The organism is Acinetobacter qingfengensis (assembly GCF_008693185.1).
Classification (GTDB): domain Bacteria; phylum Pseudomonadota; class Gammaproteobacteria; order Pseudomonadales; family Moraxellaceae; genus Acinetobacter; species Acinetobacter qingfengensis.
In genome coordinates this window covers 46,610-70,035 of the sequence record NZ_VXKN01000003.1, presented here as the reverse complement: position 1 = coordinate 70,035, position 23,426 = coordinate 46,610, and the positions used below count along the sequence as shown (strand labels likewise).

18 protein-coding genes and 4 tRNA genes are annotated in these 23,426 nt (G+C 36.8%); 13 read left to right on the top strand and 9 right to left on the bottom strand.

The window, feature by feature from the left end; translation table 11 throughout:
* Window positions 1-178: 178 nt before the first annotated feature.
* Window positions 179-255 (top strand) — tRNA-Met (locus tag F4V57_RS05230).
* Window positions 256-355: 100 nt separating this feature from the next.
* Here the strand turns inward: F4V57_RS05230 and F4V57_RS05225 are convergent.
* The gene (locus F4V57_RS05225; protein ID WP_070068959.1) at window positions 356-1,981 is read right to left on the bottom strand and encodes an NAD+ synthase; all 1,626 of its coding nucleotides are present in this window, start codon (window positions 1,979-1,981) and stop codon (window positions 356-358) included.
* 263 nt (window positions 1,982-2,244) lie between these two features.
* Between F4V57_RS05225 and F4V57_RS05220 the strand changes: the two genes are divergently transcribed.
* On the top strand, window positions 2,245-2,748 hold the full coding sequence (locus F4V57_RS05220) for a type IV secretion protein Rhs (protein ID WP_070068980.1): 504 nt from the start codon (window positions 2,245-2,247) through the stop codon (window positions 2,746-2,748).
* Window positions 2,749-2,906: 158 nt separating this feature from the next.
* Here the strand turns inward: F4V57_RS05220 and F4V57_RS05215 are convergent, their stop codons facing one another.
* Window positions 2,907-4,139: a pyridoxal phosphate-dependent aminotransferase gene (locus F4V57_RS05215; protein ID WP_070068960.1), complete on the bottom strand. Its 1,233-nt coding sequence runs from the start codon at window positions 4,137-4,139 to the stop codon at window positions 2,907-2,909.
* A gap of 280 nt (window positions 4,140-4,419) precedes the next feature.
* On the opposite strand from F4V57_RS05215, the gene F4V57_RS05210 reads away from it, so the two are divergent.
* The gene (locus F4V57_RS05210) at window positions 4,420-5,385 is read left to right on the top strand and encodes a patatin-like phospholipase family protein (RefSeq protein ID WP_070068961.1); all 966 of its coding nucleotides are present in this window, start codon (window positions 4,420-4,422) and stop codon (window positions 5,383-5,385) included.
* 200 nt (window positions 5,386-5,585) lie between these two features.
* Entirely contained in the window at window positions 5,586-7,187 is a 1,602-nt protein-coding gene (locus tag F4V57_RS05205) for an inorganic phosphate transporter (RefSeq protein WP_227515658.1), read from the top strand.
* A 56-nt stretch (window positions 7,188-7,243) separates the two neighbouring features.
* Here the strand turns inward: F4V57_RS05205 and F4V57_RS05200 are convergent, their stop codons facing one another.
* A complete protein-coding gene (locus tag F4V57_RS05200; RefSeq protein WP_070068963.1) occupies window positions 7,244-8,167 on the bottom strand; it encodes a CysB family HTH-type transcriptional regulator in 924 nt (307 codons plus the stop codon).
* Between the two features lie 188 nt (window positions 8,168-8,355).
* On the opposite strand from F4V57_RS05200, the gene pabC reads away from it, so the two are divergent.
* From pabC to pgaD, 7 genes are all read left to right on the top strand, one after another.
* Window positions 8,356-9,189: an aminodeoxychorismate lyase gene (gene pabC / locus F4V57_RS05195; protein WP_070068964.1), complete on the top strand. Its 834-nt coding sequence runs from the start codon at window positions 8,356-8,358 to the stop codon at window positions 9,187-9,189.
* Window positions 9,190-9,194: 5 nt separating this feature from the next.
* The gene (gene mltG, locus F4V57_RS05190) at window positions 9,195-10,253 is read left to right on the top strand and encodes an endolytic transglycosylase MltG (protein WP_070068965.1); all 1,059 of its coding nucleotides are present in this window, start codon (window positions 9,195-9,197) and stop codon (window positions 10,251-10,253) included.
* Between the two features lies 1 nt (window position 10,254).
* Window positions 10,255-10,860: a dTMP kinase gene (tmk, locus tag F4V57_RS05185; protein WP_070068966.1), complete on the top strand. Its 606-nt coding sequence runs from the start codon at window positions 10,255-10,257 to the stop codon at window positions 10,858-10,860.
* 156 nt (window positions 10,861-11,016) lie between these two features.
* Window positions 11,017-13,503, top strand: a complete 2,487-nt coding sequence (gene pgaA, locus F4V57_RS05180) for a poly-beta-1,6 N-acetyl-D-glucosamine export porin PgaA (RefSeq protein WP_081409150.1) — start codon at window positions 11,017-11,019, stop codon at window positions 13,501-13,503.
* Window positions 13,503-15,326: a poly-beta-1,6-N-acetyl-D-glucosamine N-deacetylase PgaB gene (gene pgaB / locus F4V57_RS05175; protein WP_070068967.1), complete on the top strand. Its 1,824-nt coding sequence runs from the start codon at window positions 13,503-13,505 to the stop codon at window positions 15,324-15,326. Before pgaA ends, pgaB begins: the two co-directional genes overlap by 1 nt.
* Window positions 15,326-16,567, top strand: a complete 1,242-nt coding sequence (pgaC, locus tag F4V57_RS05170; RefSeq protein WP_070068968.1) for a poly-beta-1,6-N-acetyl-D-glucosamine synthase — start codon at window positions 15,326-15,328, stop codon at window positions 16,565-16,567. Before pgaB ends, pgaC begins: the two co-directional genes overlap by 1 nt.
* Window positions 16,568-16,569: 2 nt before the next feature.
* Entirely contained in the window at window positions 16,570-17,058 is a 489-nt protein-coding gene (gene pgaD / locus F4V57_RS05165; protein ID WP_070068969.1) for a poly-beta-1,6-N-acetyl-D-glucosamine biosynthesis protein PgaD, read from the top strand.
* Window positions 17,059-17,181: 123 nt separating this feature from the next.
* Here the strand turns inward: pgaD and F4V57_RS05160 are convergent.
* From F4V57_RS05160 to F4V57_RS05145, 4 genes are all read right to left on the bottom strand, one after another.
* A tRNA-Leu gene (locus F4V57_RS05160) sits at window positions 17,182-17,267 on the bottom strand.
* Window positions 17,268-17,397: 130 nt separating this feature from the next.
* The gene (locus F4V57_RS05155) at window positions 17,398-18,321 is read right to left on the bottom strand and encodes an alpha/beta hydrolase (protein WP_171257517.1); all 924 of its coding nucleotides are present in this window, start codon (window positions 18,319-18,321) and stop codon (window positions 17,398-17,400) included.
* A gap of 295 nt (window positions 18,322-18,616) precedes the next feature.
* Window positions 18,617-18,702: transfer RNA gene (locus F4V57_RS05150), tRNA-Leu, on the bottom strand.
* Window positions 18,703-18,713: 11 nt separating this feature from the next.
* Window positions 18,714-18,787: transfer RNA gene (locus F4V57_RS05145), tRNA-Cys, on the bottom strand.
* Window positions 18,788-18,941: 154 nt separating this feature from the next.
* Here F4V57_RS05145 and folD point away from each other — a divergent pair.
* The gene (gene folD, locus F4V57_RS05140) at window positions 18,942-19,793 is read left to right on the top strand and encodes a bifunctional methylenetetrahydrofolate dehydrogenase/methenyltetrahydrofolate cyclohydrolase FolD (RefSeq protein WP_070068971.1); all 852 of its coding nucleotides are present in this window, start codon (window positions 18,942-18,944) and stop codon (window positions 19,791-19,793) included.
* Complete coding sequence (locus tag F4V57_RS05135; RefSeq protein WP_070068972.1) at window positions 19,790-20,467, top strand: class I SAM-dependent methyltransferase; 678 nt, start codon at window positions 19,790-19,792, stop codon at window positions 20,465-20,467. Before folD ends, F4V57_RS05135 begins: the two co-directional genes overlap by 4 nt.
* On the opposite strand, the gene F4V57_RS05130 is transcribed toward F4V57_RS05135, so the two are convergent.
* Together F4V57_RS05130 and F4V57_RS05125 are read right to left on the bottom strand one after the other, a co-directional pair.
* Window positions 20,452-20,877: a hypothetical protein gene (locus F4V57_RS05130; RefSeq protein ID WP_070068973.1), complete on the bottom strand. Its 426-nt coding sequence runs from the start codon at window positions 20,875-20,877 to the stop codon at window positions 20,452-20,454. The two genes, F4V57_RS05135 and F4V57_RS05130, sit on opposite strands and share 16 nt — an antisense overlap.
* Before the next feature lie 130 nt (window positions 20,878-21,007).
* The gene (locus tag F4V57_RS05125; RefSeq protein ID WP_070068974.1) at window positions 21,008-23,137 is read right to left on the bottom strand and encodes a TonB-dependent siderophore receptor; all 2,130 of its coding nucleotides are present in this window, start codon (window positions 23,135-23,137) and stop codon (window positions 21,008-21,010) included.
* Window positions 23,138-23,426 lie beyond the last annotated feature (289 nt).

The following is a 23,426-nucleotide window of genomic DNA, read 5'->3' as shown; positions in this document are numbered from 1 at the left end:
CTAAACATAACTGTTGAGATGGTAGTCGGTCAATGCATTTTCCGTGATCTATAAGAATCTGCATGGGATTATGAGTGAAATTCGCTGAATACAGTATGATTGGATGTAGTTTAGTCATTTAATGACTTCATCACTTGACGGATAGCAATGAAAATATAATAATGCGTCCACAGTTTACGGCTATGTAGCTCAGTTGGTTAGAGCACAGCACTCATAATGCTGGGGTCACAGGTTCGAGTCCCGTCATAGCCACCATTTTCAAGACCATACATCCCAGTATGGTCTCTTTTTTTGTCTGTAAAAAATAAAAAATGCCATCAATTATGAATTGATGGCGCTGTAGTTTACTTAAAAATTATAATCCAGCTGTCCAACCATTAACGATTGGATAGCGACGTTCACGGCCAAAAGCACGAGAACTGATGCGTGGGCCAATTGCACCTTGACGGCGTTTATATTCGTTACGATCGACCAGTCGGATGATTTTTTTCACCACATCTGCATCAAAACCTTTTTGAATAATATCTTCCTGACTTAGATCTTCTTCGATGTACATATATAAAATTGCATCAAGAATATCGTAGGTTGGTAAGGAATCTTGATCTTTTTGATCTGGGCGCAATTCTGCGGAAGGTGGGCGGGTAATCACACGTTCAGGAATCACAGGAGTTTCTTCAATGGAGTTACGATATTTGGCGAGTTCAAAAACAATGGTTTTGTAGACATCTTTAAGTGGTGCAAATCCTCCTACCATGTCGCCATATAACGTACAGTATCCAACAGCCAATTCTGATTTATTACCTGTAGATAGAACCAGATTACCAAATTTATTGGATAACGCCATTAATAACGTACCACGTGAACGCGCCTGTAGATTTTCCTCGGTTGCATCTGCCGGACTATTCCCAAAAAATGGAGTCAAAGTCTGCATAAAACCATTTACAATTGGATTGATTTCTGCGATACCAAAGGTAATTCCTAAGCGCTGTGCCTGTGCAGCAGCATCTTCAACACTGATTTGTGCAGTATAAGTATAAGGCATCATGACCGCTTGTACACGATTTGCGCCTAATGCATCTACGGCAATCGCCAGTGTGAGTGCAGAGTCAATTCCACCAGATAAGCCCAAGATAACGCCGGGAAAACCAGAATTGTTGACATAGTCACGTACAGACATCACCAGTAATTGATAAATTTCAGCAATCGTATCAAGTGTCTGTGGCTTTTCCTGAGAAATAAACTTTTTATGTTGCGCATCAAAATCAACGTAGAGCATTTGTTGTTCGATAAGTTTGGCTTGTGCAACAATTTCGCCATCACCATTAATGACTGTTGATGCACCATCAAAAATTAAATCATCCTGACCACCTACCTGATTGACATAAACAATATTCAAGTTGTATTGTTGCGCCAGTTTGCTGACCAGTGCTTGACGTTGTTGTGGTTTACCAGCTTCGTAAGGTGAAGCATTTAAAACTAAAATCGTGTCTACACCAAGTTTTGATAATTGCTGGGTATTTTTTTCAATCCAGATATCTTCACAAATTAAAATACCAAACTTATGTCCTGCATGTTCAAAAATCAGGTGTTGATGTCCTGCTTCAAAATAACGTTCTTCATCAAAGACACTGTAGTTGGGTAGATTTTGTTTATGATAAATCCCAAGAATTTCACCATTTTTGATAAGAGCAGCAGAATTATAGCGTTGACCATTTTCATCCACATGTACATAACCTGCCAACATAATGATATCTTTGGCTTGCTGTAATGTGCTTAGTCCTTGTTGAGTACGCTTGAGTAAACTTGGACGAAGTAATAAATCCTCTGGTGGATAACCGATCAATGCTAGCTCTGGGAAGACGATAATGTCTGCACCTTGTTGTTGAGCTTGCTGCGCAAGTGCCAACATATTTTGCGCATTTTGGGCAATATTGCCGATAGATGGAGAATATTGTGAAAGAGCGACTTTAAAATTACGCATTTGAAATTTATTCCTGTTTTTTGGGGTGCTTTAATATTGTCATCATCAAAATTTTTGCTTTTATATTGATAACAACAATCATAGCAAAATGATACATTTGCCTATCGGAAATTTGGCTAATCACGCTAGTATACAGTACCGATATTGCTAAAGTTGTTTTTTGAAATTCAACTTTGGCTATTGTATTTTAAAATTTTATTTAAATCATAGCATTTTAGATGGCTTTTTGTTCTATAGATGCTTATTTATACAGTGAATTCTCAATGATACAGATTTTAAAGCATTTTTTATTCTCAAAAAAAATGGTTGTACAGCGGCGTTTTCTTACTGTAGGGGAGAAAAAACTGGCTTTCGAGGTTTTTGCAGAGCATTTAAAACTTGATCAGATTGAAATTGTAGCGCATCGGTTGATGTTAAGACACTATGCTATGAGTCCAAACGGTAATGTTTATTTTCATCCAAAAGATTGGGTCGAGGATTTTTCAAAAGAATCGATTGCGACACAATCATGGTTAATTCATGAATTGACGCATGTATGGCAGGTACAGCAGGGGATGGCGTTAATTCGTAAGGCTTTATTTGATCGACGTTATCGTTATGTTTTAAAAGAAGGTAAAAAATTTTTACAGTATGGCGTCGAACAGCAGGCTCAGATGGTACAAGATTATTTTTTGAAATCCAAAACGGGGCAGTCTTGTCAGGATTTGGCAGATTGTATTCCATTTATTGCAGCATCAATGCCAATCAAAAATCAGAAATTGCTTTAAAACCATTATGATAATTTTCTTTTTTATTATTAATTCAATCAAAAAAGCATCCAATAATGATATTGGATGCTTCCTAGCAAGTGGTCTGAGCCACTCTTTATGTACTAAAGCATAAAAAATACAGTGCAAGGCAGAGTTGTTTGATATGCTTTGTTACGTTAGGCAGTTTTTTCAGCAGCAATAGAAGCAATCGCGTCATCAACGCCTTCAATAGAATCTGCTGCTTTTTTGATACGAGCCAGCGCATCTACAAGCACTTCATCCGCTGTTGCGTAAGAAATACGTATATAACCGCCTAAACCAAACGCATCACCCGGAACAACGGCAACACCGGTTTCTTCAAGTAACCATGCTGAAAACTCTGTGCAGGATTTTAATCCTTTGGCGCGAATTAATGGGCGAATGTTGGCATACGCATAGAATGCACCGTCAGCAGGTAGACAAGAAATACCTTTGATGTCATTTAAGCCATTGACCACTAAATCATGGCGACGTTTAAATGCTTCAATCATTGGATTAAGTACATCTTGAGGGCCATTTAATGCCGCTTCAGCAGCAACTTGCGAAATAGAGGTTGGGTTAGATGTAGATTGCGACTGGATTTTTTTCATTGCACCAATGATTTTTGCTGGACCTGCAGCATAACCAATACGCCAACCTGTCATGGCATAGGCTTTGGATACACCATTTAGTACAAAGGTACGATCATAAAGATCAGGTGCTACAGTTGCAATATTGAAGAATTCATCTTCCCAGCGAATTGGTTCATACATATCATCAGATGCAATATAAACCTGAGGATGTTTGCGCAAAACTTCTGCCAGTGCTTCAAGTTCAGCTTTGCTATAGATCATGCCTGTTGGGTTGGATGGGCTGTTCAATACCAATAACCGGGTATTTGGTGTGATGGCTGCTTCCAGTTGTTCTGGTGTGATTTTGAAGCGTTGTTCTTCACCACATTTGACAATAACTGGCGTACCTTCTGCAATGATCACCATATCTGGATAGCTTACCCAATATGGTGCAGGAATAATGACTTCATCGCCTTTATTTAATAATGCAAGGGCAAGGTTAAAAAATGATTGTTTACCGCCACAAGATACCAGAATCTGGTTAGCTTCATAATCTAAATGATTGTCACGTTTGAATTTTGCAATAATAGCTTTTTTTAGTGCTGGCGTACCGTCTACCGCTGTGTATTTGGTAAAACCATCATTGATGGCTTTAATGGCTGCATCTTTAATATGTTGAGGGGTATCGAAATCTGGTTCCCCTGCACCTAAACCAATAACATTTTTACCCGCAGCTTTTAATTCAGCAGCTTTGTTGGTGACTGCAAGTGTTGGGGATGGTTTGATGGCATTGACACGATCTGACAGACGTACGTCCACGGCAGCATTCCTTCTATTTGGGATTGATAAATGTTTCACAAAAACGAGTGCTATCTTAGCGCAAAAAGATACACTGCGTGGAATTTAAATCAGGATATTTTTAAAAAAGTTTTAGGAAAAGTAAACAATTGCAATTCTTGATTTTATCTGTTGTTATGATTTTAAAGGTTTCTTCACGATAATGCACAAAAGGCTACAAGACTATAAACAAGAATCAGAGAAAATATCTTTATAAATAAAGTATCATGCGCTGTTGCTTTCGATGAGTTTTGGGAAAATCATGCGATATTACGCAATGATATTGAAAATAAGTGTATATTGCATCGCCATATTCTGTGGAGTGTTTAGTCATGCCAATGTAATGCCTGTACCTGCACATCTACAACAAACTCAAATCAGTTCAATTCCTGTCGATCATCCCAAAATTGCATTGGTTCTCGGAAGTGGTGGTGCCAGAGGGTATGCTCATATTGGTGTAATTAAAGTTCTGGAAGATTATGGTATTAAACCTGATATGATCATTGGTGTGAGTGCTGGAAGTATTGTTGGTGCTTTATATGCCAGTGGGAAAAGCCCGGCTGAATTAAAAAATATTGCAATGAACTTTAAGCCTTCAGATGTAAGAGATTTTACCTTGAGTAAACAGGGTTTTTTTGATGGACAAAAAATAGAAGATTTTATTAATAAAAATATTAATCAAAAAACGCTTGAAGAAATGCCAATTCCGCTTTATGTGGTTGCGACTGAATTACAAAGTGGTAAGCAAACTATTTTTTATCAAGGAAATACTGGGCAAGCTGTACGTGCATCGACCAGTATTCCCAGTATGTTTGTCCCTACTAAAATAGGTGACACTGAATATGTCGATGGTGGCTTGGTTAGTCCTGTACCTGTTGAAGTTGCCAAAAAACTGGGAGCAGATATTATTATTGCGGTTGATATTTTAGCCCGTCCAGAATATACAGAAACCACCAATGTTTGGGGATTATTTAATCAAAATATTAATGTCATGCAAAATCGCCTTGCGGCCTATGAGTCGCAACAAGCAGATATTTTGATTCAGCCAGATATTCGTGAAAAACAGCATGTGTTTTCTACGAAATCAAGACAGCAATCCATAACAGCAGGAGAAAACTCAGCAAGGCAAAAGATCAATCAAATCCGTGCGGTGATTGCACAAAAACAACAAAGCTATATCACGCGACAATCCAGTCCGTTAAATGAAATGAATGGTAATATTCAATAGTAAAAGGCAATAGATAGCGTAGCGATCTAAGATGATTTATTTGGTAATTTAAAATATTATAAATTAATTATTTGCATGTAAAATTAAGTGCTTAACGGTTAATTGATAAAGTTTTAATACGCTTTGTCATATAATTGTCATAAAATAAGATAAAACTATGCGAATTTTATAATTGTTACACTTTTATGACTGCAAAGATCATGACTACAGATTCAAAGTTACAACAAGTTTCCAAAAATGTTCATACCAAGCAACCCAAGTATTTTATGGTTGTATTTCTCTCGATCATTATTGGTACTTTAATCTATATTGGGTTACAAGTGAGCGCTGAATTATCACATGTCCCACCTTTAAGTTTGTATTCAGTGGTATTGCTGTCTACGGCATTATTTATTGCTCTGGGTTTTGAGTTCGTCAATGGTTTTCATGATACGGCCAATGCGGTCGCTACGGTTATTTATACCAACTCTCTTTCTGCGCCTGTTGCAGTGATGTGGGCAGGATTTTGTAACTTTCTAGGTGTAATGCTTGCCAGTGGTGCAGTTGCATACGGTATTATTGCATTGTTGCCTGTTGAGTTAATTATGAATGTCAGCAGTGGTGCAGGCTTTGCCATGGTTTTTGCATTACTGATTGCAGCGATTATCTGGAATCTCGGAACATGGTTTTTGGGTATTCCTGCATCTAGTTCTCATACAATGATTGGTTCAATTCTTGGTGTGGGCATAATGAATCATATTTTGAATGTTCAGGCTGGTATTGCAAGTAGTGGTATTGATACAGCCCAGGTGCTGAAAGTAGGTAAGGCTTTACTGTTTTCGCCATTAATTGGTTTCGCTTTTGCGATTATTGTATTTTTATTGGTGAAAAAGATTTTTCGTAAGCAATTGGAATTATTCAAACCTCCTGTAGGTAACCGTCCACCTCCACCAATCATCCGTGCGGTACTTATTTTTACCTGTACTGGGGTGAGCTTTGCACACGGATCAAATGATGGTCAAAAAGGTATGGGGTTAATTATGCTGATTTTAATTGGTCTAGTACCTATGGCATATTCCTTGAACAAAAATCTTGATCAGACACATATACAGTCTTTTAAAAAACTGTCTCAACAAGCCGCTGTTGCGATTGCTCCAAATCATCAACAAGTTCCGGATGCGCAAGCACGACAAGTAATCACCCAGTATATTCAGAATAAACAGGTTACACCTGAGGTTGTGCCTGCATTGGCAAGTTTAACTGATCATTTAGGACAGCGAGTTGCTGTACATGGAGATCTTAAAAATATTCCTGAAGATCAGGTGAATAGCATCCGTAATGATATGTATCTCAGCACTACAGCCTTTAAGAGTCTGGATAAAGCAAAACAATTACCTGAAATGACTGCTGAGAATACAGTGGCAGTTAAGGACTACCGTAAAAGTCTGGATTCATTTCTACAATATATTCCAACTTGGGTAAAAGTTGCTGTAGCGTTGGCTTTAGGTCTGGGCACTATGGTGGGTTGGAAACGTATTGTGGTAACTGTTGGTGAACGTATTGGTAAACATCACATGACTTATGGTCAGGGAATGTCGGCTGAGCTGGTTGCGATGACAACAATTGCTGCAGCGGATGGTTTTGGATTGCCTGTTTCTACAACGCACGTGTTAAATAGTGCAGTAGCCGGAACGATGGTTGCAAATAAATCGGGGCTACAGTGGTCAACGGTTAAAAGTATCCTATCGGCATGGGTACTGACTTTACCGGCAACTATTGTGTTGTCAGGTACTTTATATTGGTTATTTCTACAGATTTTTTAATTTCTACAGATTTTAAACGACCTCTCACTCAATAGCATGAGAGGTTTTTTTTATGTCTATTCTTCAGGATAAGCTGCTTTTTTTAACGCTTTAATATCAGTTTCAGGGGAGCAGAGAGAAATAAAATCATATCCATACCCGCGAAGTAAATGTCCTTTGCGTACAGCAATCCATGTGGTATTTAATCCAAATAAATCAGTTTTGATTTGTTTTAAGCGAAAATCCCGCTCGGGATCGTAAGCCAAATGGTTAACGATACCAATTCCCATGCCGAGTTCAACATAGGTTTTAATGACATCGGCATCAAGTGCAGCCATCACAACATTCGGGTCAATATGAGCATCCTTAAAAGCCTGGTCTATTTTTGAACGTCCAGTAAATCCACCATGATAAGTAATCAATGGGTATTGGGCAATATGTTCCAAAGTAATATGGGTTTGATTTGCCAATGGGTGATTGACAGGTGTAATAATGCAGTGCTGCCATTGGTAATAAGGAATACTGGCCAGTTGCTCTTCTGTAGTCAGAGATTCTGTTGCAATGCCGACATCTGCTTCACCCTGTAAAAGCATTTCTGAAATTTCGATTGGACTGGCTTGCTGTAATATCAAATGTACTTTAGGAAATTGTTTTTTAAAGCGACTCACAATTGGTGGTAATACATAACGTGCTTGTGTATGTGTGGTGGCAATGGTCAGTGTTCCCTCATCCACACGATTAAAATCATCCGATAAACGTTTGATATTATCTGCATCGACTAACATACGCTCAACGATACTTAATAATGCCTGTCCAGGTTCAGTTAAACCTAGAATGCGTTTACCTTTACGAATAAACAACTGTACGCCTAATTCATCTTCCAAATCTTTAATATGCTTACTTACACCGGATTGGGACGTGTATAATGCTGTCGAGGCTTCGGTCAGATTGAAATTCTGACGTACTGTTTCACGTATGATACGAAGTTGCTGAAAGTTCAAAGTATACCTTCCTGTTAAATCATGATGAGTCTTTGCTCATTGTTGAGGATAAAATAATGTGAATTAGCATAAATACACAATGTTTTATCCTTATAAGAGATATAGGTGTCATTCTATATGAAAAAAACAGAAATAAGATAATTGTTTTTAATGCTTAGCTTATGCAAAAAGGTCATTAGGATAGAGTGATGTTGTATCAAAAAAATGCAAATTTAATTACTACACAAGTTGTTTCTGTAGAGGATCGGGCATTTCAATACGGTGATGGCTGTTTTACTACAATTCGTTTTAGACATGGGGAAATATTATTGTGGAATAGGCACTTACAGCGGTTTGAACAAAGTCGGCAACAACTAGATCTAAATTTGGATTTGTCTAGATTAATACAGGAAAAAGATATATTTCTGGGGCATTTGAATCAGCAGAAATATACCGATGGCGTGATCAAAATTCTACTAAGCCGGGGTGTGGGGCCTAGAGGTTATGCATTACCAGAGCAACCGGTTGATGTTTATTTTTATTTTTATCCTGATCATAATGTCGCGATGGAATCTCCTAAAGTGTTGTCCAGAGTGGGAATTTTAAAGGATACACTTGGCACAGTGATGCCACAATTAGTGGGTATTAAAAGTCTGAATCGGTTAGAACAAATTGTACTCAAGCGGCAAGCCATGCAATATTGTTGGGATGAAGGTTTATGTTTAAATCAACAACAACAACTCATTGAAGCAATTTCCAGCAATTGCTTCATTTTTATTGATGGACAATGGTGTACGCCAACCCTTGAAAATGCAGGAATTGATGGCACAATGCGGCAAGAAATTCTGACACGAATGCACGACTACCAAATTCCTTGTCAAATCCGTATGATTAGCCTTGTAGACTTGCAACAGATAGACGCTGCATTTTTATGTAATGCTTTACATCCCATGCAAATCATTGCTCAGCTTGAGCAGAGATTACTGGCACAACATCCATGCCATAATCTGTTTACAACCTTGCAACTGGCAGAACTGGTTTAATATTTATGGCGCAAAAACGCAAACCTGTAAAAAAGAAAGTAACCTCTAGCATAAAGCTCTGGTGGAAATGGCCCTTACTGATCGTCATTGTATTTGTGTTAATTGTGAGCTGGATTCTTTCACAAAGTTTATTACAAACCTTTCCGATTAAAGGCAAATCACAGTGGTTATCTGTTGAAAAAGGACAGAATTACAGTGCATTCATTGGTAAACTGGAAAAGCAAGGCATCAAATTCCCTGTTATTTTAAAGCTTTATCAAAAATTATTTATTCATGACAGTATGAAAGCTGGTGTTTATGAGATTCATCAGGGAATGAGTGTCAGGCAAGTGCTGATTATGGTGAGTGATGCCGATAATGCACACATGAATCGTATTCAGGTAATTGAAGGTACAACATTTAAACAACTTAAACAGCGTTTAAAAAATGATGCAAATGTTAAAAATACTATTTTGAATTTATCTGATCAGCAAATTATGCAACAACTGGGTGCTAATAATACACATCCTGAAGGGTTATTTGCTCCCAATACTTATTTTTTTGCTAAAGGTGAAACAGATTTAAATATTTTAAAACGTTTATACGAACGTCAAACAGATATTTTGGATCAAGCCTGGCAGAAAAAAGCTGCAAACTTGCCTTATGAGAATAAATATCAGGCATTAATTATGGCATCAATTATTGAGAAAGAAACCGCCGTTGAAGCCGAACGAAAAAAGGTTGCCGGAGTTTTTGTCCGCCGTTTACAAACAGGTATGCGTCTACAAACTGATCCAACAGTAATTTATGGCATGGGGGATAAGTATCGGGGGAATATTAGCCGAGAAAATTTACGCACACCTACGGCATATAATACCTATACCATTAATGGATTACCACCAACACCCATTGCCTTACCAAGTCAGCGCTCTATTGAAGCAGCATTACATCCTGATCAGTCTAATAATCTATATTTTGTAGCAACTGGGAATGGTGGTCATCAATTTAGTGCAACACTAGAGCAGCATAATCAGGCAGTTCAACAATATCTTAAGGTTTTAAAAGAAAAGCGTCAGGGTAATTAATATGTTTATTAGTTTTGAGGGGACAGAAGGCGTAGGTAAAAGTACGTTAATTGCGACCTTGCAAGCGACTTTGGTTGCACAACAATATGATGTGATTCTGACTCGAGAACCAGGTGGAACGCCTTTGGCAGAAAAAATTCGTCAATTATTATTACAACCTGATCAAGAAAAAATGTGTGCCTCAACAGAATTATTGCTGATATATGCTGCACGGGCACAACATCTGGATCAGGTGATTTTGCCTGCGCTTAATGCCAATAAAATTGTTCTATGTGATCGTTTTGTTGATGCAAGTATTGCTTATCAATGTGGTGGACGAGGATTGGATCGGCAGCATATTGACCTATTAACTGAAAATTTTGTTTCAAGATTACCTGATATTACATTTTGGTTAGATGCTCCGGTTGAAGTGGGTATGCAACGTGCGCAAAAACGAGCCGCATTGGATCGCTTTGAACAGGAAAAAACCGAATTTTTTAATCGAGTCCGACAAACATATCAAGCTATTGCCACGCAGTCACCACAACGAGTTGTTTGTCTAGATGCGACACAAACACCAAAACAGATTGCAGAGATTGCATTACAATATATTCGACAGAAAATTTAGTTTTTTACTTAAAAACCAGATATTTAAACAATATCTGGTTTTTTTTATATCATTTTAAACGATAGGTTAAGTAAAAAAGGTATTTATTTGACATAATTTACTATTATTGTATATAGTGTGATGCATTTAACATTATTTATTTTGTCGGTTGTTAAGATGCTGCACATTAGAAAGATTTTAATAAAAAGATTTCGTTCACTCTCGATTACAAGTATTGCTGTATTATCTGCACAAAATGTAATCGCTCAAAGTCTGCAACAAGATCATTTGACTGCTGAACGAGAGCAGGCAGTATTATTGGTTAGACAAGGAAATGTTGATCAGGGATTACAACAATTAAAACGCCTACTTCAACAATATCCCTATGACCAATTATTACTGGCAGATTATTTGACATTGGCATCACAACAAGACAGATTTAGTTCTAAAGAGCTTGGATTATTAAATTTTGTTCAGTTACAACAATTTCCGGAATATGCTTATTTGCCTGTAGTGCAAGGTTTAAGAAATACCCAACAATTTGATCAGGCATTATTCTGGGCAAAAAAGTTTAATCAGCAACGATACTATAAAGATTTAATCCTGATACAGGCGGTGTTATATGCAGAATTAAAGGATACGCAGCATGCTGTACAATTATTGGTGACTTTACCTTTATCACAGTTAAAAGTAGATCAATTGATACAGGTATCCTATGCTTATAGAATTTCTGAAAAACCAGTACAAAGCCTTGATGCAGCGACCAGAGCATACCAAAAAGCCCCTGATCAATGGGCTGTGCAGGAAGAGTATGTTCGAGCGCTATTATCTATGGGGGGAGTTACTAAGGCTTTTCATGTGATTAAGGAAATCAAGAAAAAACCTCAGCAGCAGCAATTATATTTAACTGCAAAACTTTTGCAGTTTAGTCAGGATATTAATTTTGCAATTTCAAGGTATCGGTTTTTATCTGCAAAAGGCGAACCTGATGTTTTAAGTTATGCTGATTTTGATCATGTTCTTAATACTGCCGCGCAGTTAAAACAACAAGTTATAGTTGGTAGTCCAGAATACTTTAATTTTTATTATAATTATATTTATGCCTTGAGTGTACGTAGATCGTCTAAACAAGCTATTTTTGAAGCACAAAAATTAAATAAACCCATAGACACGATGCCGGCTTATGTCAGACATGCACTTGCAGATAGTTATCTGGCGTTAAAACAACCCAAAATAGCTGAAAAATTATATCTTGGCTTATTAAATGAAAAAAATTATCCCGATATGACAGTTTATAGTGGTTTGTATTACAGCTATATCGAACAGGAAAAATATCAACAGGCACAGCAATTTATTCAGAAAGTAGATCGATTAATTCCAGTATATCAATACAGTGCAGCAAAAGGTGTGGATCGAACAACTGCGCCGGATCGTTATGATTATATTGGACTCACTGGATTAGATCTGGCGTATCGCAATCAACTTGATTTGGCTGAACGTTATTATCAATCCGTAACGAATAAAGCGCCCAATAATGCTGGATATTTAAATAATTTAGTACAAATTCAACGTTGGCGTGAGCAACCCTTAACTGCGCAAAAGACACTTGAGCGATTAAATGGTATGACACCTGTTGATAAATCAACCAGAATTAATCAGATACAAAATACGCAGGCTGCCGGAGATATTCAAGCATGGAAAAGACAATTACATGAATTAAATCAATATTATCCTAATGATGGCAGTGTGATTTTAAGTACAAAAGAATTCAATGATCGTTCCAGATTTAGCATTCAACATGAAACAAATTGGGGCAGAAGTCGTCAACATGATCAAATTACTGAGTCTCTAAAAGGTAATCATGACAGGACATCTAATACCCGATTGAATGCGCCTTGGATATTTGGAAATTATCGTATTTTTGCGACTCATCAGGATCGTAGCGCTGAGTATGAATCCGGCAGTGTCCGTGATCAGCGCTATGGCTTCGGATTGGAGTGGGCATCAAAACGTAAAAATTTGTCGGTTGCTTTGACACAGGATACGGACCAGCATAACACCGGAATTATGTTGAACTGGTCGCAATGGTTAAATGATCATTGGCAATATTCTCTGGCTTATAACAGTCAGGCAGCAATTGCCTTGCAAGCCATACGTGACCGATATGATGGACAATCCTATACAGCCGGCATCACGTGGCAGCAGAATGAATCGCGGTCTGCCAATATCAATTATCTTGCAACTGATGTGTTAGATGGTAATTTTCAGCAGGATTTATCTGCGTCATTCACTCAAAGATTATTTGCATTGCCACACCATATCACCGACATGACGATTGCTGCTGGAATCGGAAGTAATCGTTCACAAAATGTTAATTATTTTAGTCCGGAAAATTATTATGCAGCATCACTGAATTTCAGTCATGACTGGTTGACTTGGCGTTGGTATGAACGTTCGTTTACTCAGCAATTTGATGTAGGGGCTGGTTTTTATCATCAACAGGATTATGGTGCCAAGCTAACATGGAATGTGCAATATCTGCATTTATGGTCATTATCCCGTACATGGAAATTAAGCTATGGCATAGGATTATCACAGCATCCATACGATGGAAAACAAGAACGTTATAGCTACGGTCTATTTGGTTTTCAGGGGATTTTTTAATGTATAACAATATTCTAAAAAAAGCCATGAGTTGTATTTTAGGGATTACAGGCTACTTTATGACTGTTTCCTGTATGGCAGAAAATTTTAATGAAGATTTACAATACAATCAGTCTATTGCTCTAAATTTTCATGATGTACGTGATGATGTTGCCAAGCGTGGTGACCGTGACGTGTATGCAATTCATAGTAAAAATCTTGCGCAGTTCTTTGACTGGTTAAGTACATCAAAATGGCAACCTGTCACTTTAAAACAAATCAAAGCTGCACGGGAAGGTATTCAGCCACTTCCTGCAAATGCCATTTTATTAACCTTTGATGATGGCATGCTCAGTAGTTATTCCAAAGTTTTTCCACTATTAAAAACGTATAAAATTCCGGCGGTGTTTGCCATTGTAACTGGTTGGACAGAAGGCACTAATCAAGGGGGTATTGAAGCGTATGGTGCAGGAAATTTAATGACTTGGCCTCAGATGCAGGAAATGCAACGATCCGGACTAGTAGAATTTGCTAGCCATAGCCATAATTTACATCAGGGTATTTTGGCTAATCCTCAAGGTAATCAGCAACCTGCAGCGATTACTAGACAATATTTTGCAGATAAAAAACGTTATGAAACCGATCAGGAGTTTCAACAAAGAATTTATCAGGATTTAACGACATCCAAGCGAATTCTGGATGAAAAGTTGGGTATTCATATTGATACCATGATTTGGCCTTATGGTGCAGTGACCACAGAAGTTGAAAAAATTGCACATCAGGCAGGTTTGACATTTTCTTTTAGTCTGGGAAATTCTGGCGTTAATACTGTAACAGATGGAACATTAAAGCGCATGCTGATGGTTGATAACCCAACCGAGGAAAGTATTCAGGAGGAACTATTAAGTTTAACGCATTATCATGATGAATTAAAAATAGAACCACGACATAGTCTTAATCTCAATCTGGATGGGTTAGTTAGTTCATCAGTAGTACAATCAGATCAACAATTGGGTAAAGTTCTGGATAAAGTTCAGGCATTAGGTGTGGATCGATTAATTGTCAATGTATTTAATTCCGATCAACAGCACCCAAAAACTTATTTTCCTAATCAAATTTTTCCAATGCAGGAAGATTTATTAAATCGCTTTCTTTGGCAATCAAAAACTCGATTATTTACCAGAGTTTATGCAAATATTCCATTTAATAAATTTCATACGCATCCGGATCAATTGGTACCATTTATAACTGATTTAATGAAAAGTAATCATAGTATTTCCGGTATCCAACTTGATATTAAAAATGATTTACAACAGATGATATTTGGGGGAGAAAAGACTAATTTAATGCAGCAACGTTTAAAATTAATAGAACAAGCTCAGCAGCAAGCCAGTATTTATACCAATATTAGCGAAACTATGTTACCAATTAAAATTATTTTAAATGGTGAAGTTGATATTAAAAAAATAACCAATTTTCAACAACTATTACTTAAAATATTGGATCATGTCAGTATGGTGAGTTTTGAAATTAATCAGCCTCAAGATAAACATAATTTAAAAGACTGGCAGAAAAAACTTGATGCATTAACGCCAATGATCAAAGAACGTATTTTAATAAACATAAATGTTACTTCACTAAAAACATCAAAAGACTGGAAAAATACACAGGAATTTTTATATACCATACAAAGGGCAGGTATACAAAATATTAGTTTAAGTGGATATCAAGAAAATAATGCAAAATATGTTCATCAATATTTATATTCTCCAATGAGTAAAAATATCAGCCCATTAAATTATCGTGATCCGTTTATGCAATATAAAAATCAGGGAGTACGATAATGAATTGGTTAAGTATATTGTTTGACTTTGCATTTTATTACCCATTACTAATGGCATGGATCTGGATTATTGGTGGATTATGGTTTTTTTTCAAAAGAGAATTTCCTACACCTGAAATTCCAATACCTACAAGTGATGGGTGCAGCATTATTATTCCATGTTTTAATGAAGAAGACCATGTCAGGGATACGATACGCTATGCCATACAGACGCAATATCAAACTTTTGAAGTGATTGCAGTCAATGATGGAAGTTCAGACCAAACTGCACAAATTCTGGATGAATTACAGCAACAATACGATAATTTAAGAGTTGTACACCTTGCAACAAATCAGGGAAAAGCGATTGCCTTACGTTCAGGTGCATTGGTAAGTCAATATGAATATTTAATTTGTATTGATGGAGATGCTTTACTGCATCCACATGCGGTACTTTGGATGATGCAACAATTGGTTCATTTACCAAGGGTTGGCGCAGTGACAGGAAATCCTAGAATTTTAAACCGCTCAAGTATATTAGGTAAATTACAGGTAGGTGAATTTTCTTCCATTATTGGATTAATTAAACGTGCCCAACGGACTTATGGACGAATTTTTACAGTATCTGGTGTCATTGCAGGTTTTAGAAAAACAGCCTTGGAACGGGTAGGCTTCTGGTCAGACGATAAAATCACTGAAGATATTGATATTTCTTGGAAGCTTCAGTTTGACCACTGGGATATTCATTATATACCACAGGCCTTATGTTACATTTATATGCCAGAAACATTTCAGGGATTATGGAAGCAACGATTACGCTGGGCACAAGGCGGTATAGAAGTTTTACGTGATTATTTACCAAAAATGTTTAAATGGCGGTTACGGCGAATGTGGCTTGTCATTCTGGAAACATTTATTAGTGTGACTTGGGCATATTCTATGACTTTGATTATTGTCTTATTTTTGATTGGATTAATTATTCCAATGCCTGAAGCATTATATGTAAAAACCTTATTGCCAGAATGGTATGGCGCCATGTTGGGATTAACTTGTCTGATTCAATTTTCAGTCAGCCTTTGGATTGATAAAAGATATGATGGAGATTATCGGTTTTTTCGAAATTATTTCTGGATTATCTGGTATCCCATATTTTTTTGGTTACTTACAACATTAACTACTGTTGTTTCTGTACCTAAAGCATTATTTCAAAAAAGAAAACGTGCCCGATGGGTCAGCCCGGATCGTGGTTTCACAGGAAAATAATTATGAAAAATATACTACAGGAATTCCATATTGTCACTGATCCATCAAAACTGGATTTACCAGAATATATCGATAATCCTAAATATGTGACCAATAAATTATCTGGTTATACCTTACAAATTATTGGTTGGGCATTATGGATGTTGATTTGCATGCCATTATTTACATTATTTTTTTGGTGGTATGAAGCAAAAACTATTTCAAGTTATATTTTTATTGATTATGATGTGGCGCGATATAATAATTTAAAGCACATTGGTTGGGCTATTCTAGTTTGTGGTGGTTTATTATTGCTTTGGGCAAATTATAACTGGTTAAGATTTAGGAAAACAGAAAGACGTTCTAAATTTGCAAATACTAGACCAGATATTTTTGCGGAAAATTTTAACTTAAATACACAACAACTTATAGAACTACAAGAGAGTAAAAATATTATCTTGGCATATACTGATCATGCAACAATCGATTATTATAAAATTAAAAATAAATAGCCAGTAATCGCAAAGCAAAAGTCAGCTCAGTTAAGCTGACTTTTTTAATTATTGAATTTAAATGAGAAGGCATAAAAAAACCAGCTTACGCTGGATATTTTACACCATTTTATATAATAAAAATGGTGCCCGGGGCCGGACTCGAACCGGCACGCTTTGTGGGCGGGGGATTTTAAATCCCCTGTGTCTACCTATTTCACCACCCGGGCATGTGCGCAATCATAGAGGATGAGCGGATCATTAGCAAGACTACAGTTGATCTGATTGTGGAAGTTTTATGCAAATATAAGGAATAGATTAATTTTAATCAATGATTTGCTGTAATTGATTAAAACAGCATTAAGGATTCGGCATCAAAGTAGTTTGTTGTAAAATCCATTGCCCCAAATCTTGTAAAACTGTTTGATCCACATGTTGAATAGAGGCAGAAGTATATTGATCGGGATCAATAAATAAGTGATGAAGATTTGGATACAATTTAAAACTTACATTTTTTCCAAGTGGCTGTAATACCTGTTGCCATTCTAAAAAGTCTTTTGTCGCAAGAACGTTATAATCTTTACCACCTTGTAGGACCAGTGTTGGTAAAGCTAAGGCTTTTATTTCTTCTGTTGGATGCAAATTTTTTAGATATTGTAAATAATTTGCAGATACTCCAAATGGAAAATTACCAGATTGAACACTAGTTTTTTCATAATTTTCCCAATGGTTAATTTCAGTTTCTAATTGATTAATTTGTTGTTGAAACAATGCCTGATTTTTCTGGGGAGAAATAGATTGGAGATAAACCATTTGCCGTAAAGCTGCTCTTGGTAGATCGGAATCACTAGGTGATGCAAACAAAATCAGACCTTTTACATGTGGATTCAGTTGTTTGGCAACTCTTGCAATGATCGTTCCTCCTTGACTATGTCCCAATAAAATTACGGGTAAATCGTGATTTCGAGAATCTTTCATTAGCGTTTCAGTAGCATCAATTGCATCAAATACAAATTCTTGATCAGGTGTAAAAGATTTATTTTTGAACTCTTCTGGATGGGAAAAAGTGCGTTTATCAAAACGAATTGAGGCAATACCCTGATCAGCCAAGCCATTGGCAATATCCAGAAAAGGATAAAATGGGCCGACGTGTTCATTTTTATCCATCTTACCACTTCCTGCAATAAGTACCACGAGAGCTTTTGCAGGTTGATTTGGCCAGACAATGGCTGCTTCAAGTGGAGCACCATGTTGTTGTCCGATCTGTACAATTTTTTCAGTCAATTGCGACGCTAATTTAGTTTTAACTTCCGCGTATGATGGCGCTGAAAACATAATGATTGTAAGAAATAGGATCGTTAAAATTCTAAGGAAGCTAGGTACAAGCATTTTTATTTGTTCTAGTGTGTAAGTAATTGTCAAAATATTCTCAAATTATTGCAATTTTTTAATAGGATTACAGCAAAAAATTATGACAGAATTTTGAATTATTTAGATTTCTAAGTCATAAGTTATAAAATTACTTACATAAAAAAACCAGCTTACGCTGGATATTTTACACCATTTTATATAATAAAAATGGTGCCCGGGGCCGGACTCGAACCGGCACGCTTTGTGGGCGGGGGATTTTAAATCCCCTGTGTCTACCTATTTCACCACCCGGGCTTTTACCAAATTGGAGGCGGAGGTCGGAATCGAACCGGCGTACACGGAGTTGCAGTCCGCTGCATGACCACTCTGCCACCCCGCCATATTTGGTGAAGCACATATTAGCAATCTTTGAGAAAAAAACAATAGCATAGCCAATGAATATGCACATAAAAACAGCATATAAAATAAAAAATTCAAAATTATCATGTATCATTGAAGAAATTGATTTCTTTATCCTTATTTGGAGATGTGTCATGACGTTGGTTTTAGATGGTCGTGCATTAGCAAAAAAAATTGAAGCAGATTTATTAGCTAGAGTAGAAGTATTAAAACAAAAATCAGGACGTACCCCGATTCTGGCAACTATTTTAGTAGGGGATGACGGTGCTTCAGCAACTTATGTACGAATGAAAGGTAATGCTTGCCGTCGTGTTGGTATGGATTCCTTAAAAATTGAATTACCACAACAAACCACAACTGAGCAGTTATTGGCTGAAATTGAAAAGTTAAATGCCAATCCTGATGTGCATGGTATTTTGTTACAGCATCCTGTGCCTGCTCAGATTGATGAGCGTGCTTGTTTTGATGCAATTCGTCTAAATAAAGATGTAGATGGTGTGACTTGTCTGGGATTTGGTCGTATGGCAATGGGTGAAGCTGCCTATGGTTCTGCCACTCCGCAAGGTATTATGACTATTCTTAAGGAATATGGTATTGAAATCGCAGGAAAGCATGCTGTAGTCGTCGGACGTTCTGCTATTTTAGGTAAACCAATGGCTGCAATGTTGTTGGAAGCGAATGCAACGGTTACAATTTGTCATTCACGTACACAAAATCTGCCAGAATTTGTGAAACAAGCTGATATTATTGTCGGTGCTGTGGGTAAAGCTGAGTTGATTCAAAAAGACTGGATTAAACAGGGTGCTGTTGTGGTTGATGCAGGTTTTCATCCACGGGAAAATGGTGGTGTAGGTGATATTCAGTTACAGGATATTGAAGACATTGCCTCTGCATATACACCAGTACCGGGTGGCGTTGGACCAATGACCATTACTACGTTAATTCGTCAGACAGTTGAAGCAGCAGAACAAGCATTATCTAAATGATGATAAAAGATCCTGTCGTGCCTCAAGATTTACTTGAAGCACTACAGCACATTATTCCCAATGTTAAACTTCAGGCGCAACAATTGCCTGAAACGTCTATTTCATTATGGCTTATTCCACCGTTATTCGATCATGATCGTTTAGATGATGAGGTGATTCGGCGAATATGGAATGATACACCATACTGGATTTTTTGTTGGGCATCGGGTTTGGCGATGGCACAGTGGTTGCTGGCGGAACCTTGGCATGTTAAAGGTAAAACAGTGCTTGATTTTGGTGCTGGTTCAGGTGTGGTTGGAATTGCAGCCAAACTTGCTGGTGCCAAGAAAGTCATTTGTTGTGATATTGATCCGGTTAGTTTAAAAGCCTGTTATGCGAATGCACAGTTAAATGATGTTTCACTTGATTATCTGGATGATTTATATCAGACAGAGCATGTCGATATTCTGCTTGCGGCAGATGTGTTATATGATCAATGTAATCGCTTCTTTTTGGATGATTTTTTGAAATTTGCAACAGAAGTATGGGTTGCAGATAGTCGGGTGAAGAATTTTACTCACCCGAGGTATCAAAAACTTGACCAACGATATGCAACCACATGGCCTGATTTAGATGAGGCAAAAGAATTTAATTCTGTAAGTTTTTATCGGACACTTGCTTATTCACAAATATAACGAATAACTTTTAGCGTATCAGGGCGGGCGTCCAAAGCTTGATTGGCGGCATAATTATCTGCATTTTTTAAATCAGGTGTATTACTCAAACCAAACGATGCACGAGAATGTCCAATTTGTATTCCCTGTGATGAATTGTCTTGTTGAGGATTAATAATTTCATTTTGACTGAGAATTTTAATCTGATAGTTTTGTCTTTGTCCTAGAACTTTTTGACATGCTGCCTGTAAGCGTTGAGCGGTCTTCTGTTCACTGGTTCTTGCAGCAAGTGTATAGCTGAGTAATGCTGTATTCTGATTTTGTTGTTCAATCTGATAACCGGAAACACCATTATAACCTTGGGGTGCAGTTTGACAGGCTGTAAATAGTATTGTGCTGATACCAATTAAAAGGAAGTGGACCTTTTTCATGTTGTTAATCCTATATTTTGCTTTGCAATAAGTATCGCATATTTATCTTTTTGTAAGTCTAGGTAATTGTAGGCTTTTGTGTTTTTATTCTTGGCTCCACTTTAAATTGATAAAGTGGAGCTTGCTGAAATTAATATTTAAATTTTAATGCCACAGTATAGTTGGCTGGTGCACCATAATAGCTTTGTCCGTATGCAATGCTATTTAAATATTTTGTGTTGGTAACATTGTAACCATTCGCTTGAATTGTAATGTGCTTGTTAATATCATAACTGGCCATTAAATCTAGCAGTGCATAGGCATCTTGGCGTACTGTACCGTATCCATCAAAATACTGTTCTATGTCATTCTGATAACGTGCTGCTATACCAACTTTTAATTGTGGTAGAGAATCTAAAGTATAAGTTGCAGCGAGATTAATGGTTTGCGTAGGATTATATGTTCGTGCAGCACCGCCATTTTTTAGATCTTTTAGACTAAATTGAGTAAAACCAAAAGATAGATTCAGGTTGTCATTTAATTTCCCAGTTAATCCGACTTCTACACCTTGTGAACGCATATCTGTTGTATCGATGATACGGTTAAATGGGTTGTCGCTTGTGCGCAGAGGGTAATTGCTTTCTGTTGTTCTAAAGATGGCAAATGTTCCTGTTAAGCGATCATTTAACCATGCGCTTTTTATACCGATTTCATAGCTGTCACCATCAATTGGATCATTGACTTTACCCTGTGAATTTGTACTGGTTTGCGGGCGGAAAATTGAAGTATAACTTAGGTAACCAGTGTATTCAGGTGTAAAGTTATAGGTTAAACCTGCATATGGTGAAAATTTATTTACATCATAATATACACTTGTCCCATAACTGGTTCCTTCACTTTTTGCGTTTACAAAATTTCCACCTAGAATAAGTTTTAGATCGTCATTCAGATGAAAACGCGTGGCTGCAAAAATAGAGTGAATAGTTTGTTTGTAATTTGCTGCTTCATAAAAATCTCCCATACTAAATTCAGAAAGACTTGATGGTGTCCAACTGGCCAGATCGGTCGTATAAAGATAATTTGTTGCAGCTGCTTCAGATTGTATATAACTGTACTGGCTCCATGTATAACCAAGCATAGCTTCATGTTGACGTCCAAACAATGTATATGATCCATCTAAATTAATATTGGCTTGGCGAGTTTTAATTTCACCGGCATAGTTTCCAGGCCATAATAATATTCCACTCGTATTGTCTGTACTTGATGGTGTGCCGTATAGGTAAAGTAGTGAGGATTTATTTTTTTCTTTGGTTTCATCATAGCCAAGTTTTAATTTCCAGTTGTCACCAAGCTTCTGTTCTAAATTAACAAAATAATTGGTAACTTTATGATCTTTATAGCTCCAGTCTGGACTATAGTTATAACTACTAGAATAGCTTAATTGTTCACCAGCGGTATTGTATATTGGGTTGGCTCCCCAGTTTGGGGCGTTCGCATAACTCCTTGTTTGGGAAATTCCTGTAGTTAATAATGTGGAATCTGTTAAATCTGCTTCTATAATTGCCGCAAGGCCATTTTTTTCTTTAGAATAATTATTCAGATAGGAGTTGCCAGTTTGTTCATATCCCATGATACGACCACGGACATTACCACTTTTTGTCAATGATCCTGAAATATCTGCTTCATAACGTTTTGTGTCCCATGAACCATAACTGATATTTGCAGATGCATTAAAATCTTTGGTTGGTCTTTTACGAATCATATTGACTGTAGCACTTGGATCACCAAAAGCATTTGTTAAGGCATCAGCACCTTTAACGACTTCAATGCGGTCATAAATGAAAGTATCTTGATTTAGATCATTATAGTTATAACTACCAAGTGGAAAACCGACACCATCTATTAGAATATTTGAAATTTCAAAACCACGAGCCAAATATGAACTTCGATCAGTTTCTTCATTAGATACCGTTACACCGGGTGTTAAGCTCAGCGCATCACGGATACTATTTATACTGAAATCCTGTAATTGTTGTTGTGTGATGATGTTAATTGTCTGTGGAGTTTCTTTGGTTTCAATATCGAGTTTTGTCGCACTTGATGTTTTTTTGACAGTATAAGCCTGACTTTGTTCAGAGCTTTGAGATGAATCGTTAGCTTGAACTTCTAGCGTAGGGAGCTGCTGAATATTATGATCTTCTGAATAAGCATGGGAGCAGATGATACAGGAGATCATGGCTGTGTAGAGTGCATGGTAACGATAAGACTGACGAAAATTCATTTTCAAGATCCATGAATAATAATTATTTACATTATCGTTATAATTATGTGAATATTGTGGAGATTTTAATCAAATAACAAAAAAGTCGAATAAGCGTATTTGGGAATTTGGATGATTTTTAAACTAAAAGTTGGAGAATATAATAAGAACAATATTTTAGCGTACATCGCAAAGTCATGGCTTGATTTTCAAGTTATCAATTATTGATCAGTTTAAAAATTAAAGTTCATCATAGAAAAATTAAATTAATAAATTTTTTTATAATATTTTATTAATTTAAATAAAATAT

What these genes read in the sequence shown, in the direction of transcription:
- pgaB (WP_070068967.1), top strand. Translation starts at nt 13,503, where the DNA reads ATGTATAACAATATTCTAAAAAAAGCCATGAGTTGTATTTTAGGGATT.
- pabC (WP_070068964.1), top strand. Translation starts at nt 8,356, where the DNA reads ATGTTGTATCAAAAAAATGCAAATTTAATTACTACACAAGTTGTTTCT.
- pgaA (WP_081409150.1), top strand. Translation starts at nt 11,017, where the DNA reads ATGCTGCACATTAGAAAGATTTTAATAAAAAGATTTCGTTCACTCTCG.
- tmk (WP_070068966.1), top strand. Translation starts at nt 10,255, where the DNA reads ATGTTTATTAGTTTTGAGGGGACAGAAGGCGTAGGTAAAAGTACGTTA.
- F4V57_RS05125 (WP_070068974.1), bottom strand. Translation starts at nt 23,137, where the DNA reads ATGAATTTTCGTCAGTCTTATCGTTACCATGCACTCTACACAGCCATG.
- folD (WP_070068971.1), top strand. Translation starts at nt 18,942, where the DNA reads ATGACGTTGGTTTTAGATGGTCGTGCATTAGCAAAAAAAATTGAAGCA.
- pgaD (WP_070068969.1), top strand. Translation starts at nt 16,570, where the DNA reads ATGAAAAATATACTACAGGAATTCCATATTGTCACTGATCCATCAAAA.
- mltG (WP_070068965.1), top strand. Translation starts at nt 9,195, where the DNA reads ATGGCGCAAAAACGCAAACCTGTAAAAAAGAAAGTAACCTCTAGCATA.
- F4V57_RS05220 (WP_070068980.1), top strand. Translation starts at nt 2,245, where the DNA reads ATGATACAGATTTTAAAGCATTTTTTATTCTCAAAAAAAATGGTTGTA.
- F4V57_RS05130 (WP_070068973.1), bottom strand. Translation starts at nt 20,877, where the DNA reads ATGAAAAAGGTCCACTTCCTTTTAATTGGTATCAGCACAATACTATTT.
- F4V57_RS05135 (WP_070068972.1), top strand. Translation starts at nt 19,790, where the DNA reads ATGATGATAAAAGATCCTGTCGTGCCTCAAGATTTACTTGAAGCACTA.
- F4V57_RS05225 (WP_070068959.1), bottom strand. Translation starts at nt 1,981, where the DNA reads ATGCGTAATTTTAAAGTCGCTCTTTCACAATATTCTCCATCTATCGGC.
- pgaC (WP_070068968.1), top strand. Translation starts at nt 15,326, where the DNA reads ATGAATTGGTTAAGTATATTGTTTGACTTTGCATTTTATTACCCATTA.
- F4V57_RS05205 (WP_227515658.1), top strand. Translation starts at nt 5,586, where the DNA reads ATGACTACAGATTCAAAGTTACAACAAGTTTCCAAAAATGTTCATACC.
- F4V57_RS05210 (WP_070068961.1), top strand. Translation starts at nt 4,420, where the DNA reads ATGCGATATTACGCAATGATATTGAAAATAAGTGTATATTGCATCGCC.